Source organism: Nonomuraea sp. NPDC050451 (genome assembly GCF_044458585.1).
In genome coordinates this window covers 365,323-381,236 of sequence record NZ_JBITHZ010000008.1, presented here as the reverse complement: position 1 = coordinate 381,236, position 15,914 = coordinate 365,323, and the positions used below count along the sequence as shown (strand labels likewise).

The window sequence follows — 15,914 nt, the reverse complement described above, 5'->3', positions numbered from 1 at the left end:
ACCAAGCCTTACCGCCGGTCAGGGTTGCCCGGTCCGGGGCGGCGGGCGGGTGCGTGGCGGGGGGCTCTGGTGTCCACGTTGCCGGTCAAGGTGTTGAGGATGCCGGGTAGTTGGGCCACCGTTTCGGCGGGCAGGCCGGTCACGGTCTCGTCCGCCAGGGCGCACCATAGCTCCTTGACCTGGTCGGCCAGGGCTTGGCCGCTGTCGGTGAGTTCGACGATGGTGGCGCGCCTGTCGGAGGGGGCGGGGTTGCGGCGGATGTGGCCGGAGGCTTCGAGCTTGCGGGTCATGAGTGTGATGCTGGGCGGTTCGCAGCCGAGCGCCTCGCTGAGCTCGGCCTGGATCCTCGGGCCGGTCCGGGCGAGCTCGAGCAGAAGCGCCTCCTGACCCGGGTGCAGGCCGAGCGGGGCGAGCAGCGCCGCGGCCCTGGCCCGGTGGCGCAGGCTCAGCAGGCGGATGGCCTGGTTGAGGGCGTCGGCTTGCTCGAAGTCCATGGGTGCTCCTTGACAGATTAGTTATGCGCATAATAGTTATGCGAATAACTAAATACTACACGACAGCGAGGAGCCGGGCATGACCGTGAAGGTCGCCGTCATCTACTACAGCGCGACTGGCAGTGTGTACGCACTCGCGCAGGCCGTCGCCGAGGGCGCCGCCTCGGCCGGGGCGGACGTACGGCTGCGGCGGGTGGCCGAGTTGGCACCCGACAGCGCGATCGACCAGGACCCGCAGTGGCGACGGCACGCCGACGCCGCCACGTCGATCGCCCAGGCCTCGGTCGAGGACCTGGCGTGGGCCGATGCGTTCGCGTTCGGGACGCCGACCCGGTTCGGGGCGCCGGCCGCGCAGCTCAAGCAGTTCATCGACCAGGCCGGCGGGCTGTGGCGCGAAGGCGCTCTGGCCGACAAGCCGGTGACGGCCTTCACCTCGGCGTTCAACCGGCACGGAGGCAGCGAGGCCACGATCTTGTCGCTGAGCAACGTCTTCTACCACTGGGGGGCGCTGATCGTCCCGCCCGGGTTCACCGATCCGGTCGTGTACGGCGCCGGCGGCAACCCCTACGGCACGTCGCTGGTGACCGGCCCGACCGGGGACGGCCCGGACGCCGCGGTGCTGGAAGCGGCCAGGTACCAGGGGCGGCGGTTGGCAAAGATCACGATCCGGTTGCTGGAGGACGGCCGCGCCGGCGAGGCCGCCGCAAGCGGTCCCGTCACCCGCAAAAGCGAGGCCGCGACCGCCTCCCGAACCGTCTGAGCAGCCAGTCATGACAACAAATACCAGTAGCACGTCTCAGCGGGCCAGGCCGTACGCCGGCCTCGCCTGGCTGGTCCTGACGCTGGCGTGTGCCTGCCAGTTCATGGTCATTCTGGACGCGTCCATCGTGAACGTCGCCCTGCCCTCGGTCCGCGAGGAGCTCGGTTTCACCCCTACCGGACTGGCCTGGGTAGTGAACGGATACCTGCTCACCTTCGCCGGGTTCATGCTGCTGGGTGGGCGCGCCGCTGACCTGTTCGGACCGCGCCGGATGCTGGTCGCCGGGCTGTTGTCGTTCTCCGTCGCGAGTCTGGCCGGTGGCCTGGCGACCGCGCCGGAGGTCCTGGTGGCGGCCCGCGTCGCGCAGGGCGTCGGAGCCGCCATGATGGCCCCGGCGACGCTGGCCGTGATCAACACCTTCTTCACCGAGCCGAACGCGCGCGCCAAGGCGTTCGGCGCGTGGTCCGCCTCGGGCGGTGTGGGCGGGATGGTCGGCGCGGTCGCGGGCGGTGCCATCACAACCGGGCTGTCGTGGCGGTGGGTCTTCCTCATCAACGTGCCGATCGGCGCCGTGCTGATCGTCGTGGCCATGATGTCGCTGGCCGGCACGCGAACCGGCCGGCGGGGATCGCTCGACCTCACCGGCGCGGTCACCGGGACGGCGGGGCTGGCGGCGCTGATCTACGGGGTCATGCAGAGCGCCGATCATGGCTGGACGTCCGCGCCGGTCGCCGGGCCGGTTGTGGCGGGTCTGCTCCTGCTCGTCGTCTTCGCCGTGGTGGAGGCGCGTTTCGCCGGCCAGCCGATGCTGCCAATGCGGCTGTTCAGGATCCGGGGGGTGGCGGTCGGGAACGGCCTGCTGCTGCTGTTCGGTGGGATCGCCATCGCGATGTGGTACTTCTCGTCGCTGTTCCTGCAGAACGTCCTCGGCTTCAGCGCGCTTCAAGCCGGGCTCGGGCAGACACCCGCGGCGGTGACGTTCATGGTGATCGCGCGATGGGCCGCAGCGCTGCTGCCGCGAACGGGTGTGCGGCCCCTGGTGCTGGCCGGCAGCGCCGGCTTCCTGGCCGGTTTCGGCTGGCTCTCCCTGGGCCACGCCGGCACCGGGTACGTCGCCGGCGTGCTCGGTCCCACGCTGCTCATCGCGGTCGGCATCGGGCTGACCTTCCCCACGCTCATGGCCGTGGCGACCGCCGACGTACCCGAGGGTGACGCGGGGATCGTCGGCGGCCTGGCCAACACCGCCAGCCAGGTAGGCGGATCGATCGGGCTGGCGGTGCTCGCGACGGCCGCCGGCACCAGAGCCGCGTCGGAGGCCGCCGGGAGTTCCCCGGCCGACGCCCTCGCCGCCGGCTACGACCTGGTCTTCCTCCTGGCGGCCGGGCTCGGGCTGGCCATCGCGGTGGTCAGCTTGCTGCTGCCACGGCACCGGCGCAGCTGACCGCCGATGCTGTCGCGGGCGATCGAGATCCGCGCCGGGGCCGCATGGGCATGCTTGCGCGCCCTGGACAGACGTCGAGATCGGCTGATGCCGTGCAGCCGGCGGTGCAGCGCCGCGGGATGACTGGAATGCGTGTGGGCGGAAGCGGAGTTAACGTGTAATCCTGTAAGCAAAGGAGTGCACGATGGCGGATCCACTCGACGCTTACTCGCGCGTCGTCTCGTCCGTGGCGGCCGAGTTGCTGCCGAAAGTGGCCAGCGTGCGGGCCGGCCAGGGCAGCGGTTCCGCGGTGGTGTTCACCGCCGACGGGTTCCTGCTGACCAACGCGCATGTGATCGGCAACTCCCGGGCCGGCACCGTGGCCTTCGCCGACGGGAGCTCGGGAGACTTCACCGTGGTGGGCCGGGATCCGCTGTCGGATCTGGCAGTGATCAGGGCCCAGACGGCCACGCCCGCGACGGCGACGCTCGGTGACAGCGACGAACTGGTCGTGGGGCAGCTCGTCGTGGCCGTGGGCAATCCGCTCGGGCTGGCCGGTTCGGTGACGGCCGGGGTGGTGTCGGGGCTCGGACGGTCGTTGCCCGCGCGCAGCGGCTCGGCCGTACGGCTCATCGAGGACGTGATCCAGACCGACGCCGCGCTCAATCCGGGGAACTCCGGCGGCGCCCTGGCCGACTCGCAGGCGCGGGTGGTCGGGATCAACACCGCGGTGGCCGGGGTGGGCGTGGGGCTCGCCGTGCCCATGAACGCCACGACCCGATCCATCATCGCCGCCCTGATCAGGGACGGGCGGGTACGGCGGGCGTTCCTGGGGCTGGTGACCTCGCCCGCGCCGCTGCCCGAGTCGCTGCGACAGCGGACCGGGCAGGCGGGAGCGCTGCGCGTGGTGGAGGTGGTGCCGGGCTCGCCCGCCCAGCGGGCCGGGTTGCGCTCCGGCGACCTGGTGTTGAGCGCGGGGCGCCACCCGGTGGGGGACGCGCAGAGCCTGCAGCGGCTGATGTTCGCCGACGCCATCGGGCAGCCGTTACCGATCACCGTCCATAGGAATGGCGCGTTGGTCGATGTCATCGCGGAGCCGGTGGAGCTCACCGGCTCCGGTGTCTGACCCCGCCAACGGAGGTCAGGGAGCCCAGCGGTGCGCCCGGAGGCACCGACCAGCGCGGGTGCGGCGGGCGGCGCCACCGGGTCGAGGCGCGGCCGGAGCCGGCCCGCCCGAGACCGGAGCCGGGGCGGGCTAGCTGGGGGTCGGGTCCGGCGGGAGGGCGGCTGAGGCCGGCGGCGGTCCGTCCGGTGCCGGGGAGGGCGAGTCGGCGGGTGGGCGTTGGGGGCGGACGTAGGTGCCGTCGCGGCGGGCCAGGAGTTCGGCGAGGAGAGCGTCCCACTTCTCCCCCACCGCGTCCACGTCGTACGTGAGCGCCGTCTCCAGCGCCCCCGCCGCCAGGTCCCGCCTCAGCTGCTCGTCCTCGATCACCCGGATGATCGAGGAGGCCAGGTTGGCGTTGGTCCGCGGCTTGACCAGCAGCCCGTCGACCTCGTTGGTGATCATCTCCTTGGGCCCGTGCGGGCTGTTGAAGCTGACGATCGCCAGCCCTTTGCCCATCGCCTCCAGGATCGTCATCGGGAAGCCCTCGTGACGCGAGCTGAGCACGAAGACGGACGCCTTCTCCAGCTCCGCCCCCACGTCGGACGTGGGTCCGGGCAGCTCGACCTTGCCCTGCAGCCCCGCCTCCACGATCTGCTGGGCGAGGTTCTCCTCCTGGGGCCCCGCGCCGAAGATGCGCAGCGTCCAGTCGGGATGGGCGGCGGCGACCGTCTCCCAGGCGGTGATGAGCCGGTGGAAGCCCTTGATGCGCGTCATCCGGCCGACCGCGATGGCGACCTTGGCGTCCAGCTTGGAGATGCCGCCCGTCATCGGCGGCACGGCGTTGGGGATGCGCGCCAGCTTCTTCGGCTTCTTCGGCAGCGTCTCACGGTAGTCGCGCAGGTCGGCCTTGGTGAGCGTGACCAGGGCGTCGAGGCGGCGGTAGCGCCACTTGATCAGCTCCTGCATCGGCTCGGCCTGGGTGCGGAGCGCCACGTGTTCCTGCCCGATCGTGATGACGTTGGGCAGCGCTAACTGGGCCACCGCCAGGTTGAGCCCGGGGCGGGTGGCCATCAGCACGCCGGTGTCGAGCGAGCGGATGTAGCGGGCCAGCTTGAGGTCGGTCCACAGGTTGAAGCGGTGGTAGGCCGACTCCTCCTTGGGGATGATCCGGCTCGGCATCTTCGACAGCATCGCGCGCAGCGGATCGGCGCTGGGGTTGAGCCGGTCGTCGAGGAAACGGAACTTCACCCGCGGGTCGATGGGGAAGAACGGCTCCTCGGCCTCCTTCAGGATGCTCACGATCTCGACGTCGTGCTCCTTGGCCAGGTAGCTGGCCAGGTTGAACACGGTCCGGATCGTGCCTCCCATCCCGTACGCGTGCAGCAGCAGAATGCGGATCTGCCGCGTCGAAGGCGGCGGCGCGTTGAGCATTTTGCGCCGGTTGTACCCCCGATACAGCCGGCGCACCGCCGACTTGCCCTTGCGTGCCAATGCGCGCACCTGACAGATCCCCCTTTGTCGCCCGGAAGAAGTCTCAACACACATGGCCGGTGACGAGGAATCTCGCCACCGGCCTATTGTCCCGCTTCGGTGGAGTGCACGTGTTCATCCCCAATGCGCTTTCCCCACCTATGATCCTTAGACGCCCGTAACCTCACTAAGGTTGCATGCGCGGCCGATGCCGGGGATCGGGAGTGTGCGGCGGACGCTCGGCCAGCAGCTCCAGCGCGGCGTCGATGGCCCGCTCGAGCTGCGTGTCCACGCCTCTGGCGTAGTCCTGCGGAGTGATGTCGACCTCGATGTCGGGATCGGTGCCGTAGTTCTCGACCTGCCAGCCGACGTCGTCGAAGGCGAAGGAGAATTCGGGCTGCGTCGTCACCGTGCCGTCGGCGAGCTGGTGACGCGGCCAGATGCCGATGACGCCGCCCCAGGTGCGCTTGCCGACCAGCGGCCCCAGCTTCAGCACCTTGAAGGTGTGGCTGAAGATGTCGCCGTCGGAGCCCGCCCACTCGTTGGCGATCGCCACCAGCGGCCCGCGCGGCGACTCCGGCGGGTAGGGCTCCGGGTCGCCCCACCGCGGGTAGTCGTAGCCGAGCCGCCGCCTGGCCAGCTTCTCCATCAGCAGCGCCGACACGTGACCGCCGCCGTTGAAGCGCACGTCCACGATGAGCGCCTGCCGGTCGTACTCGGCCAGGAGCCCGCGGTGGAACTCCCCGAACCCGTCGGGCCCCATGTCGGGCACGTGCAGGTAGCCCACCCGGCCGCCGGAGCGCTGGTGGCACTCGGCGCGGTTGAGGTTGACCCAGTCGCGGTAGCGGGCCGGCCGCTCGTCGGAGAGGGCGCGCACGGTGACGGTGAACACCTGATCCTCCCGCCGCAGCGTCAGCTCGACCTCCTCGCCGGCCTGGTTGACCAGGCGCTCGTTCGGGGTCGCGGCCGCGCCTATGGGGGCGCCGTTGATGGCCAGGACCGCGTCCCCCGTACATACGTCGACACCGAGCCGGTTCAGCGGCGAGGTCGCCTCCGGATCCCACGGGTCACCGGTCACGATGGAGCGGATGTGGTAGACGCCGTCGCGGTAGTCCCAGTCGATGCCCAGCTTGCCCTGGGTGTAGTCGGGCCCTGGACGGTATTCGCCGCCGCTCTCGAAGGCGTGGCTCGTGGCGAGCTCGCCGTGCAGCTCCCACAGCAGGTCGGAGAACTCGCCCCGGGTCGTGACCCGCTCGACCAGCGGCCGGTAGCGGTCGTAGACGGCCGGCCAGTCGATGCCTGCCATGTCCTCGCTCCAGAAGTTCTCCAGCTGCAGCCGCCACGCCTCCCGGAACATCTGCCGCCACTCCGCCTCGGGGCAGACCGACACCTTGATCCGCGACAGGTCGATCCACCCGCTCTCGCGCCCCGGCGCCTCCTCGTCCTCGGGCGGCTCGTTCGCCTTGACCACGCGCAGCCTGGAGTCCGCGCGGTAGAGCAGCGTCTTGTGGTCGCGGCCCAGCTCGAAGTCGGTGACGCCGTCGGCGAAGTGCACCTTCTTGCCCTTGGCGAAGTCGAACAGGTGCAGCGAGCTCTCGCCTTCGAGCGGGCTGGTCAGGATCAGCGCCTTGCCCTTGAGCCCGGCCACCCTCTCGTAGCGGCCCTCGGGCAGCGGGAACTGGGTGACGCGCCGGGTCAGCCCGTCGACGTCGACCTGCAGCTGCTCCGGCTCGTCGCCGTCCTCCTCGTCCTCCCCCAGGGGTCGTTGCACGGGAACGAACGGGTCGGGCGCGTCGGCCTGCAGCGCCACCGCGTACGGGCGCGTGCCCAGCGGGAAGCCCAGGTCGTGCTGGAGCTGGTCGTAGACCGGCGAGAAGGTGCGCTGGCCGATGAAGTAGAGGTAGCGGCCCTGCGGGTCGAACGCCGGCATCGAGTCCTGCAGCACCGGCTCCGTGGCCTGCAGCGTCCGCCCGGTCTCGGGGTGGTGCAGCTTGATCGCGCTGGACTGCGCGTTGAGCGGGCTCGAGTACGCCAGCCACCGGCCGTCGTGCGACCAGGCCGGGTCCTCGGGCGAGCCGTGCGGGTTGGCCTCCACCAGCACCGGCCGCCCGGTGGCCAGGTCGAGCAGGTGCAGCTCGTGGCGGTGGTTGACGACGGCCACCCGGTCGTGGGCCGGGTCGGGGACGAGCGCGATGATCCGCCCCAGCCTGGCCACCTCCGTGCCGCCGCCGCCCTCGTGGCCTTCGAGGACGACCAGCCGCTCCTCGTCGCGGTCGTCGCTGGCCGCCGCGATCAGCCGGGTGCCGTCGTTGAGCCAGGTCAGGAACCGGTAGCGGACGCCGTCGGGCGAGCCGTGCTGGGTCACCGGCCCCTCCCAGTCGGCCATCGCGTACGCCTTGCCGCGCGCGGTGACGGCCAGCGCGCTGCCGTCGGGGCTGAGCGTGGCGCCGTCGAGGTAGTCGGCGGGGTCGACGAACCTGCGGTTGCGCTGCGTCCTGGAGCTGGCCAGCACCACGTCCAGCTTGCGGGCGGGCTCGCCGGGGTCGAGCAGGTAGAGGTCGGCGCCGGCGTGGTAGACCAGCCGGTGCCCGTCGCCCGACAGGTTGCGCGCGTAGTAGTCGTCGTGGTGGGTGTGCTTGCGCAGGTCCTGGCCGTCGGGGGCGCACGAGTAGACGTTGCCGACGCCCTCGTGGTCGGAGATGAAGCAGACCCGGCCGCCGCTCCAGCAGGGCGAGGCCAGATTTCCCGGCAGCCTGATCAGCCGCCGGAACTCGCCGTCGCCGCGCGGGTCGATCCACAGGTCGCCGACGGTGCCGCCGCGGTAGCGCTTCCACCGCGCCGGGTCGGCGGTGTTGCGGCCGAGCACGATCATGCCTTCGGGCCCGTACGCGATCGAGTTGGCCGGCCCGTACGGGAGCCGCTCCGGGACCCCGCCGGGCGCGACGCGGTGCAGCCAATTGCGGTGCTCGAACGGCTGGGCCGCGTCGCTGGCGTACAGGATGCGGCCTTCGGGGTCCCAGCCGGTGACCGTGCAGCGCGCGCCGTGGAAGGTGACCCGGCGGGCGGCGCCGCCGTCGGACGGCATGACGTACACCTCTTCCGGGCCCTCCTCGCTGCCGACGAACGCGAGCTGGTCGCCGCGCGGCGAGATGCGCGGATAGCCCGCCTCGGCGAGCCCCGCGGTCAGCCGGAAGGCCCGCCCGCCCTTGGCGGACACCATCCACAGGTCGTCCTCGGCCGCGAAGACGACCACGTCCTGGAAGACGGCGGGAAAGCGCAGGTAGCCGGACATGAGAGCCACTCCTGGTCGAGCCGACAGCCGAGGGCGCGCGCCCCCGGCTGTCAGATCACATCACCCGGGTCAGACAATTCGCCACAGCTGCCCGGCCGTCCCGACCGGCGGTCAGAATTCTCCCCCCGCGACCGCCCGGTCGTCCGCCCGGGCAACCGGACCACCGCTGCCCCGTCCGGGTCATTCCTCGTCAGAGGTCGACTTGCGGGTCTCCCGCTTCGTCTCCTTGGCCTGCCTGCTGGTCTTGATGGACTGCTTCTTCGACTTGCCGGACTTGGCGGCGGGTTTCTTCTTCGTGTCTGCCATGGGATTCCCCCCTGTACGGACATGCACCCCGGAATGGTGCACTGTGCCACTTAATACCCACCTAAGGCAGAAATCCGACATTCCACCTATCGAGCGGGCCGATCACCGGCCGGCGCGGACCACCAGACGCCTTCCCCGTGCGACAGCCCCGGCAGCCGCCGCTCGAACTCGTGCACCGCCGCCGCCGGGATCTCCCCCTCCAGCACCCAGGTGTCGCCGCGCCTGGCGGTGTCGTGCAGCTCACCGCCCAGCGCGGCGAGCCTGGCGGTGACCGCGCTGAACGTCTCCAGCGGCACCTCCAGCTCGAACCGGTGGCACGGCTCGTACACGGTCGTGCCCGCCAGGCGCAGCGCCCGCATGAGCACGATCGGGGCACGGCCGCGGAAGTCGGCCGCGACCGTGATGGGCGGGGCGTAGCCGGTCCTGGTCACCGTGACGAGCACGTCGGTGACCGGCCAGCCGTGCGGGCCCTCGCCCAGGGCCTGGCGCACGCTCTCCTCGATGGCCCGGTGGTAGGCCAGCGGCAGCGAGCCGAGATCGACCTCCAGCCGGTAGCCGACGCCGGAGCCCTTCGGGCCCGGCTCGACGCGCAGGCCCACGGTGGCCATGAACTCGTTGCGGCCCTGGCGCTGGATCTCCTCGACGACCTCCGCGGCGCCCGACGGGCGCTCGAAGTAGACGGGCCGGCTCGGCTCGAAGAGCGACTCGACGCCGAAGTCCCTGGCCAGGGTCTCGCCGATGACCTCTTTCTGCACCTCCCCGTACAGCAGGACCGAGGTCTCGCCGCCGGCCAGGGTCCGGGTGGCGATCAGCGGATCCTGCTCGGCCAGCGTGAGCAGCGCGGCGTGCAGGCGCGGCTCCTGGCCGGGGACGCGGGGCCGTACCACGGTCTCCAGGCTGGGCGGGGTGAAATGGGCCTGGTGCGCCGGCCCGGGCTCCCCCAGGTGGTCGCCGACGCGGATCTCGGGCACGCCCCAGACCTTGACGATGTCGCCGGCCACCGCCTGCCGCCGTTCGGGGGAGCCCGCGACGGCCAGCGCGGTCAGCCTGCCGTCGTAGGAGTGCCGCCCCCGGTGGAAGGCGAGGTGCTCGCGCGCCCGCAGCGCGCCCGCGCGTACCCGCAGGTAGGCCGCCTTCTCCCCGGACGGGGCACGCTCGATCGCGAACACCGTCGCCCGCGCCCCCTCCCCCGGGTCCCCTGCCGGCTGGGTCACGGCGGGCAGCAGGTGGACGGCGTCGAGCAGCTCGCCGACGCCCTGCCCGGTCAGCGCCGAGCCGAACAGCACCGGATGCGCTTCCCCGGCGGCGCACTGCCGCGCCAGCGCCGCGCGTACCTGGCCGGAGTCGGGCGTCTTGCCCTCGACGAGCAGCTCCAGCAGCCCGTCGTCCCGCTCGGCCAGCACCTCGGCCGCCGCCTCTGGCGAGGCGACGCCGGCGGTGACGGCCGCCTTGGAGCCGAGGTACCGCACGGTGTTGAGGGCGACGCAGTACGGCGAGAGCCGCCGCCGCATGTCGGCCAGCAGCTCCCGCTCCCTGGCCCCCGTCCGGTCGATCTTGTTGACGAAGATCAGCGTGGGCAGGCGCAGCTTGCGCAGCGTCTTCATCAGGACCCGCGTGTGCGGCTGCACGCCCTCGACGGCCGACAGCACCAGCACGGCGCCGTCGAGCACGCCGAGCGCGCGCATGGACGGGAACAAGCTGCGGCAGGGCACTCCGCTCGGGTAGGGTGAGTCGCGGTCGAACATGTGAGTGACAACCAAGCTCACGAGTGAGGCCAAGGTACTCACCGCCGGAAGGGCGGAGCTCGCGTCACCCAGAACGGGTTTGCGGGCCGGGGCGTGGAAACCCGCGAACGCGGGGCCGGAAGGTGAACCGCCAAGCAACAGCGTCGCGACCGTGCGCATAGCCGCACGGTTGGGACGGCTGGAATCCCCCGGATTCATCCGTGGGGAGCGCTTCAAGTTCAGGATGTGCACGGTGCTGGAAGTCCTCGGGAACTCTCGTGCCAATGGGGCGCTGGGAGATTCCGGGGCACCGCATCTCATGCTCCTGATCGTCGGCGGGCAGTTGCCGGGCCATCCTGCCATCGCGGGAGCGGCACCGGCGAACCATTTACAGAGCCTGTGCCAGGGCCACCCCGCAGTAGGCCGCGCCCAGCCCGGCCACCACGCTGGCCGCCGCATTGGCCACCGCGTGGAAGCGCGCGCCCTCCTCCATCAATCGCACCGTCTCGTACCCGAACGTCGAGTACGTGGTCAGCGCCCCGCAGAACCCGGTGCCCGCCAGCGCCATCACCCCGCCGGCGGCGGGCAGCGCGGCCAGGAAGCCCAGCAGCGCCGAGCCGGCCACGTTCACGGTCAGCGTCCCCCACGGGAACACCGTGTCGTGCCGCGCCTGCACGGCCCGGTCCGCGAGATAGCGCAGCGGCGCGCCGAGCGCCGCCCCGAGGACGATGAGCAGCACCGTCATCGCACGCCCGCCAGCATCCTGGCGATCCGCCTGGTCAGCCACATGCCCGTCACCACGGCGGCCAGCGCCGCCACCAGCGTGACCGCCAGGTAGACCAGCCCCGTCAGCGCCGCCCCCGCCGCGACCGCCCGCTGGATGTCCACCGCGTACGTGGAGAACGTCGTGTACCCGCCCAGCACCCCCACCCCCAGGAACGGCCGCGCGAGGCGGTGCGCCGGCCGCACCTCCGTGATCACCACCATGAGCACGCCGATCAGCAGGCACCCGGACACGTTGACGAGGAACGTCGCCCAGGGGAAGTCCGCCGGCCCGGACGGCAGCGCCGACTGCAGGCCGTAGCGCCCGAGCGCGCCCAGTGCGCCCCCGGCCGCGATCGCGGCGAGCACGGGCCAGTGCAGCTCAGCGCGCTGTGCCGGGATGTGGAGATCGACGTCCGGGTCGATCGGACGATCAGTCACATAACCCTCCCCGTGTCAAAACACCGGATGCCGGGAATTTCTCTAGACAACCTTTGATGTTCGGAGGCCTGCTTGAGTACGAAGGACGCCATCGCCCTTCTAGCGGGAGCCATCATCGTCGTTTCCTTCGTCGGGGGCGCCAAGACCTCTCCGGCCACCGCCACCAGCCCCCTGGGCAACGCCAGCGGGACCCGGCCCGGCCTGGCACCCATCATCTCGAACGCCGACAAGGCCAGAGCACGCGACCTCATCAAACGCGTGCGCGTCAAGGGGCTCGGCCCCAACACCGGCTACGAGCGCACCCGGTACGGCGACAACTGGGCCGACACCGCGACCGGGGTGCCGTACGCGCGCAACGGCTGCCGCACCCGCGACGACCTGCTGGCCCGCGACGGCAGGAACGTGAAGTACCGGGCGGGCTCCAGTTGCGAGGTCGTCTCCATGGAGCTGAGCGACCCCTATACCGGCAGGACCATCCACTGGCACAAGGACAACCCGGACGAGGTGCAGGTCGACCACGTGGTGCCGCTGAACTACGCCTGGCGCATGGGGGCGCCGCGCTGGCGGATGTCCAAGCGGCTCGACTTCGCCAACGACCCGCTGAACCTGCTGCCCGTGGCCGGCTACGCCAACGAGCAGAAGGACGCCTCCGGCCCGGCGAGCTGGTTACCGTCGCAGCGGCGCGTCCGCTGCGCGTACGTCACCCGCTTCGCGCAGGTCGCGCTCAAGTACAACGTGCCCGTCACCCCGGCGGACAAGAGGATGATGCTGACCCAGTGCCGCTGACCGGGCCGCTGAGGGGGCGGGCTAGCGCGGGTCGGCCCAGGTGAAGCCGTGCTCGAACGTCTGCTCGGCCAGGACCTGCTGTCCGTCGATGTTCGGGTGGAAGTAGTCCCACTTGCTGACGTGGTCGAGCGTGAACGGGTAGGAGAACACCGCGCCCCCGTCGGTGCGGCACCCGGGCCCGAAGCCGGCGCACGCCTGGGCCGCCGCGCGGTTGTAGGCCATGACCCGCGCCCGCACCCGCTGGCGGCGTTCGACGTCGGCGCGCTTGGTCGAGGTCGGCTTGGCGAGCATGGTCTGGCAGATGTGGCCGGCCGTCCAGAACGTGCGGGCGAGCGGGGTGGTCCTGCCCACCTGCCACAGCCGCCGCAGGTCGGGGATGCTGGCGATGAACACCCGGGCCGCGGGCATGCCGGCCCGCAGTTCGGCAAGGGCCGCGTCGATCCGCTGCCGGTACGTCTCGACGGGCGTCATGGCCTGCTCGGTGCGCACGCACGCGTCCTGGGCGCCGATCAGGATCGTGACGTAGTCGGCCTTGGCCTCGACGGCCTTGCGCACCTGGCCGAGCAGGTCGGCGCTGGTGGCGCCGGGGACGGCGAAGGTGAGGTTGTGCTTCTGGAGCGTTCCAGACATGGCCGACAGGCGGAGGTAGTGGCTGTTCACCTCGCGGTTGTCGCCGGAGGACCACGAGCGTGGGGTGCAGGAGACGTAAAAGCCGCAGGCGTTGAAGCCGGTGGAGATGGAGTCGCCGAGCGCGGCCATGATCTCGGGGACGGACTGGGGCGCGGCGGCCTGCGCCGGACCTGTGGCGGAGACGAGGAGCATTGCGGCGAGGACTGAGCCCAGGCGACCGATCATGGACCCAAGGTAGGAAGCGGATCGGCGACCGGCCATGACGTACGCGCCAGGTCTGTGATTTCAGGACCGACTTCATATCGCCGCTTGACAGCCCGGACCCGATCGGGATGGGGTAAATGCAGCTCAACGTCTGGTTTTATCCGGGTTCGTTGACCGTAACCTCGCATTCACGGGGGTCTGAGTCGAACGTGTTCAGTTCCCGCATAGAGTGTCTTGGGTGAGTGTCGCGCTCGGAACAACCCGCCCGCTACCGGTTCGCACCACCCCTGTCGGCGACCCGGGCGACCTGCTGGCATCCCTGCCCAGGACCGCTCCCTACGCCTGGGTCAGGAACGGCGAGGGCCTCGTCGGCTGGGGACAGGCCGCGCGGGTGGCCGTACCCCCGGGCCCGGGCCGGTTCGCCTGGGCCCGCCAGTGGCTGGCCACGGTGTTCGGCGACGCCCACGTCGACGACGCCGTCCGCACCCCCGGCTCCGGCCCGGTCGCGTTCGGCAGCTTCACCTTCGACGAGGACGCCCACGGCTCCGTCCTCGTCGTCCCGCGCGCCGTGCTGGCCCGCCGCGACGGCCACGCCTGGCTCACCACGATCGGCGACGCGCCGCTGGAGACGTTCTCCCCCATCCGCGACCCGGGCCGCATCAGCTACGGCGACGGCAGCCTGAGCGCCCCCGAGTGGGAGCACGTCGTGGCCAGCGCCGCCAAGCGCATCCGCGAGGGCGAGCTGGAGAAGGTCGTGCTGGCGCGCGACCTGGTCGCCACCGCCGAGCGGCCCATCGACGTGCGCCTGCTGCTCACGCGGCTGGCCCAGCGCTATCCCGAGTGCTACACGTTCTCGGTCGCGGGGCTGGTGGGGGCCACGCCCGAGCTGCTGATCAGGCGTACGGGCCAGGAGATCGAGTCGCTCGTGCTGGCCGGCACCACCCCGCGCGGCACCGGCCCGGCCGACGACCTCGCCCGCGGGGCCGCGCTGCTCGCCTCGCCGAAGGACCGGCACGAGCACGAGTGCGCCATCGCCTCGGTCCGCCAGACGCTCGCCCCGCTCTGCGCCTCGCTGGAGACGCCGGACGAACCCGAGCTGCTGATGCTGCCCAACGTCCAGCACCTGGCCAGCCACGTCACCGGGCGGCTGGCCGACGGGGCCTCCGTCCTCGACGTGGTCGCCGCCATGCACCCGACGGCCGCCGTCGGCGGCACCCCCACCCCCACCGCGATCAAGGTCATCCGCGAGCTGGAGGGCATGGACCGGGCCGGCTACGCCGGGCCCGTCGGGTGGATCGACGCCCACGGCGACGGCGAGTGGGGCATCGCGCTGCGCTCGGGGCTCGTGCAGGGCCGCCGGGCCCGCCTGTTCGCGGGCGGCGGCATCATGGGCGACTCCGACCCGGCGGCCGAGCTGGCCGAGGCCCAGGCCAAGTTCAGGGTCATGCAGTACGCGCTGGAGGGCTGATCAGCCGGGGACGTGGATCTCCTCGCCCACGTCCACGCGCGCCCGCCCGGCCGTCAGCGTCGCCAACCAGTCCGCGAACGGCGCCACCTCGTCCTCGCCCACGGAGACGGCGAAGGTGACCTCGCCCGCGTACGTCACCTCGCGCACCGGGTGGCGCGAGGCCCGCAGGTCGTTCTCCACCCGCCCGGCCTGGTCGTGGGCCACCGCGACGCGCACGACCCTGGCCGGCACCATCCGCACCGGCTCGGCCCGGTCGAGCGTCTCGGTCACGGCGGAACCGTAGGCGCGTACCAGCCCGCCCGCCCCCAGCAGGGTGCCGCCGAAATAGCGGGTCACCACCGCCACCACGTCGCTGAACCCCCTGCCCACCAGGGCCTGCACCATCGGCGTGCCCGCCGTGCCGCCCGGCTCGCCGTCGTCGTCGCCCTTCTGGACGCGCTGCCCGATGACGTATGCGGTGCAGTTGTGGGTGGCGCCGGGATGCTTCTGCCGCCGCTCGCCGATGAACGCGACCGCCTCCTCGACGCTGCGCGCGGGCGCCAGCGCGCAGATGAACCGGGAGCGCTTCGCCTCCGTCTCGTGCTCGACGACGGAGGTGAGGGTCAGGTACGGCGCAGGCACATTCGACAGGTTATGCCCTTGCCGGACGAACTCCGGAAGCTACCATCTCGTCATTCCATCAGGACCTACGGGAGGGTCTCATGGACACTGTGAACCACCTCATGCCCTTCGTCTCCTCGGCGATCGACGCCTACGGCGTGAGCGTGCTGGCCAAGACCCGCGAGCTGGCCGCCGACACGGCCGTGGCCCGGGGCACCCGCATCCTGCAACGGGTCTTCGGTCGCGGTGACGCCGCGTCCAGACAGGTGATCGAGACGGTGGCGAGCGCCAAGCCGGACGACGAGCCGAGCCGCGCGGCGTTGAGAATGGCCATCATGGAGGCGTTCCGTGCCGACCCGCACCTGGCGCGCGAGGTCGCGGCCATGTTGCCCAGGATGGCGGGTGGCATGATCGTCACAGGGGACAACGCCCCCGTCCTCTAGCGTGAAGGA

At 71.5% G+C, this 15,914-nt stretch carries 15 protein-coding genes; 6 read left to right on the top strand and 9 right to left on the bottom strand.

Annotated elements, in window-relative coordinates; genetic code table 11:
- Positions 1-8: 8 nt before the first annotated feature.
- Complete coding sequence (locus tag ACIBI9_RS26715) at positions 9-494, bottom strand: MarR family winged helix-turn-helix transcriptional regulator (RefSeq protein WP_397225372.1); 486 nt, start codon at positions 492-494, stop codon at positions 9-11.
- A 79-nt stretch (positions 495-573) separates the two neighbouring features.
- Here ACIBI9_RS26715 and wrbA point away from each other — a divergent pair, with 79 nt between their 5' ends.
- The 3 genes from wrbA (at position 574) to ACIBI9_RS26700 (ending at position 3,800) form a co-directional block, all read left to right on the top strand.
- Positions 574-1,254 (top strand): NAD(P)H:quinone oxidoreductase, encoded by a 681-nt coding sequence (gene wrbA, locus ACIBI9_RS26710; RefSeq protein ID WP_397225370.1) that lies wholly within the window; start codon positions 574-576, stop codon positions 1,252-1,254.
- A gap of 10 nt (positions 1,255-1,264) precedes the next feature.
- Complete coding sequence (locus tag ACIBI9_RS26705) at positions 1,265-2,695, top strand: MFS transporter (RefSeq protein WP_397225368.1); 1,431 nt, start codon at positions 1,265-1,267, stop codon at positions 2,693-2,695.
- A gap of 184 nt (positions 2,696-2,879) precedes the next feature.
- Entirely contained in the window at positions 2,880-3,800 is a 921-nt protein-coding gene (locus ACIBI9_RS26700) for a S1C family serine protease (RefSeq protein WP_397225366.1), read from the top strand.
- 129 nt (positions 3,801-3,929) lie between these two features.
- On the opposite strand, the gene ACIBI9_RS26695 is transcribed toward ACIBI9_RS26700, so the two are convergent.
- From ACIBI9_RS26695 to crcB (ACIBI9_RS26670), 6 genes are all read right to left on the bottom strand, one after another.
- Complete coding sequence (locus ACIBI9_RS26695; protein ID WP_397225364.1) at positions 3,930-5,279, bottom strand: glycosyltransferase family 4 protein; 1,350 nt, start codon at positions 5,277-5,279, stop codon at positions 3,930-3,932.
- 157 nt (positions 5,280-5,436) lie between these two features.
- The gene (locus tag ACIBI9_RS26690) at positions 5,437-8,541 is read right to left on the bottom strand and encodes a PDZ domain-containing protein (RefSeq protein WP_397225362.1); all 3,105 of its coding nucleotides are present in this window, start codon (positions 8,539-8,541) and stop codon (positions 5,437-5,439) included.
- 180 nt (positions 8,542-8,721) lie between these two features.
- Complete coding sequence (locus tag ACIBI9_RS26685) at positions 8,722-8,847, bottom strand: hypothetical protein (RefSeq protein ID WP_394496676.1); 126 nt, start codon at positions 8,845-8,847, stop codon at positions 8,722-8,724.
- An 86-nt stretch (positions 8,848-8,933) separates the two neighbouring features.
- Positions 8,934-10,613 carry a GTP-binding protein gene (locus ACIBI9_RS26680; RefSeq protein ID WP_397225360.1) on the bottom strand — a complete coding sequence of 560 codons (1,680 nt, stop codon included), beginning with the start codon at positions 10,611-10,613 and terminating at the stop codon, positions 8,934-8,936.
- A 346-nt stretch (positions 10,614-10,959) separates the two neighbouring features.
- Complete coding sequence (crcB, locus tag ACIBI9_RS26675) at positions 10,960-11,316, bottom strand: fluoride efflux transporter CrcB (protein WP_397225358.1); 357 nt, start codon at positions 11,314-11,316, stop codon at positions 10,960-10,962.
- A complete protein-coding gene (gene crcB / locus ACIBI9_RS26670) occupies positions 11,313-11,774 on the bottom strand; it encodes a fluoride efflux transporter CrcB (RefSeq protein ID WP_397225356.1) in 462 nt (153 codons plus the stop codon). The genes crcB (ACIBI9_RS26675) and crcB (ACIBI9_RS26670) overlap by 4 nt, the downstream gene beginning before the upstream one ends.
- A 72-nt stretch (positions 11,775-11,846) precedes the next feature.
- On the opposite strand from crcB (ACIBI9_RS26670), the gene ACIBI9_RS26665 reads away from it, so the two are divergent.
- Positions 11,847-12,560: an HNH endonuclease family protein gene (locus ACIBI9_RS26665; RefSeq protein WP_397225354.1), complete on the top strand. Its 714-nt coding sequence runs from the start codon at positions 11,847-11,849 to the stop codon at positions 12,558-12,560.
- Positions 12,561-12,581: 21 nt separating this feature from the next.
- Here the strand turns inward: ACIBI9_RS26665 and ACIBI9_RS26660 are convergent, their stop codons facing one another.
- Positions 12,582-13,415, bottom strand: coding sequence for a GDSL-type esterase/lipase family protein (locus ACIBI9_RS26660; protein WP_397225352.1), 834 nt, complete (start codon positions 13,413-13,415; stop codon positions 12,582-12,584).
- Between the two features lie 217 nt (positions 13,416-13,632).
- Here ACIBI9_RS26660 and ACIBI9_RS26655 point away from each other — a divergent pair, with 217 nt between their 5' ends.
- Positions 13,633-14,862: an isochorismate synthase MenF gene (locus ACIBI9_RS26655; RefSeq protein WP_397225350.1), complete on the top strand. Its 1,230-nt coding sequence runs from the start codon at positions 13,633-13,635 to the stop codon at positions 14,860-14,862.
- On the opposite strand, the gene ACIBI9_RS26650 is transcribed toward ACIBI9_RS26655, so the two are convergent.
- A complete protein-coding gene (locus ACIBI9_RS26650; RefSeq protein ID WP_397225348.1) occupies positions 14,863-15,483 on the bottom strand; it encodes a YigZ family protein in 621 nt (206 codons plus the stop codon).
- A gap of 80 nt (positions 15,484-15,563) precedes the next feature.
- Here ACIBI9_RS26650 and ACIBI9_RS26645 point away from each other — a divergent pair, with 80 nt between their 5' ends.
- The gene (locus ACIBI9_RS26645) at positions 15,564-15,905 is read left to right on the top strand and encodes a hypothetical protein (protein ID WP_397225346.1); all 342 of its coding nucleotides are present in this window, start codon (positions 15,564-15,566) and stop codon (positions 15,903-15,905) included.
- Positions 15,906-15,914 lie beyond the last annotated feature (9 nt).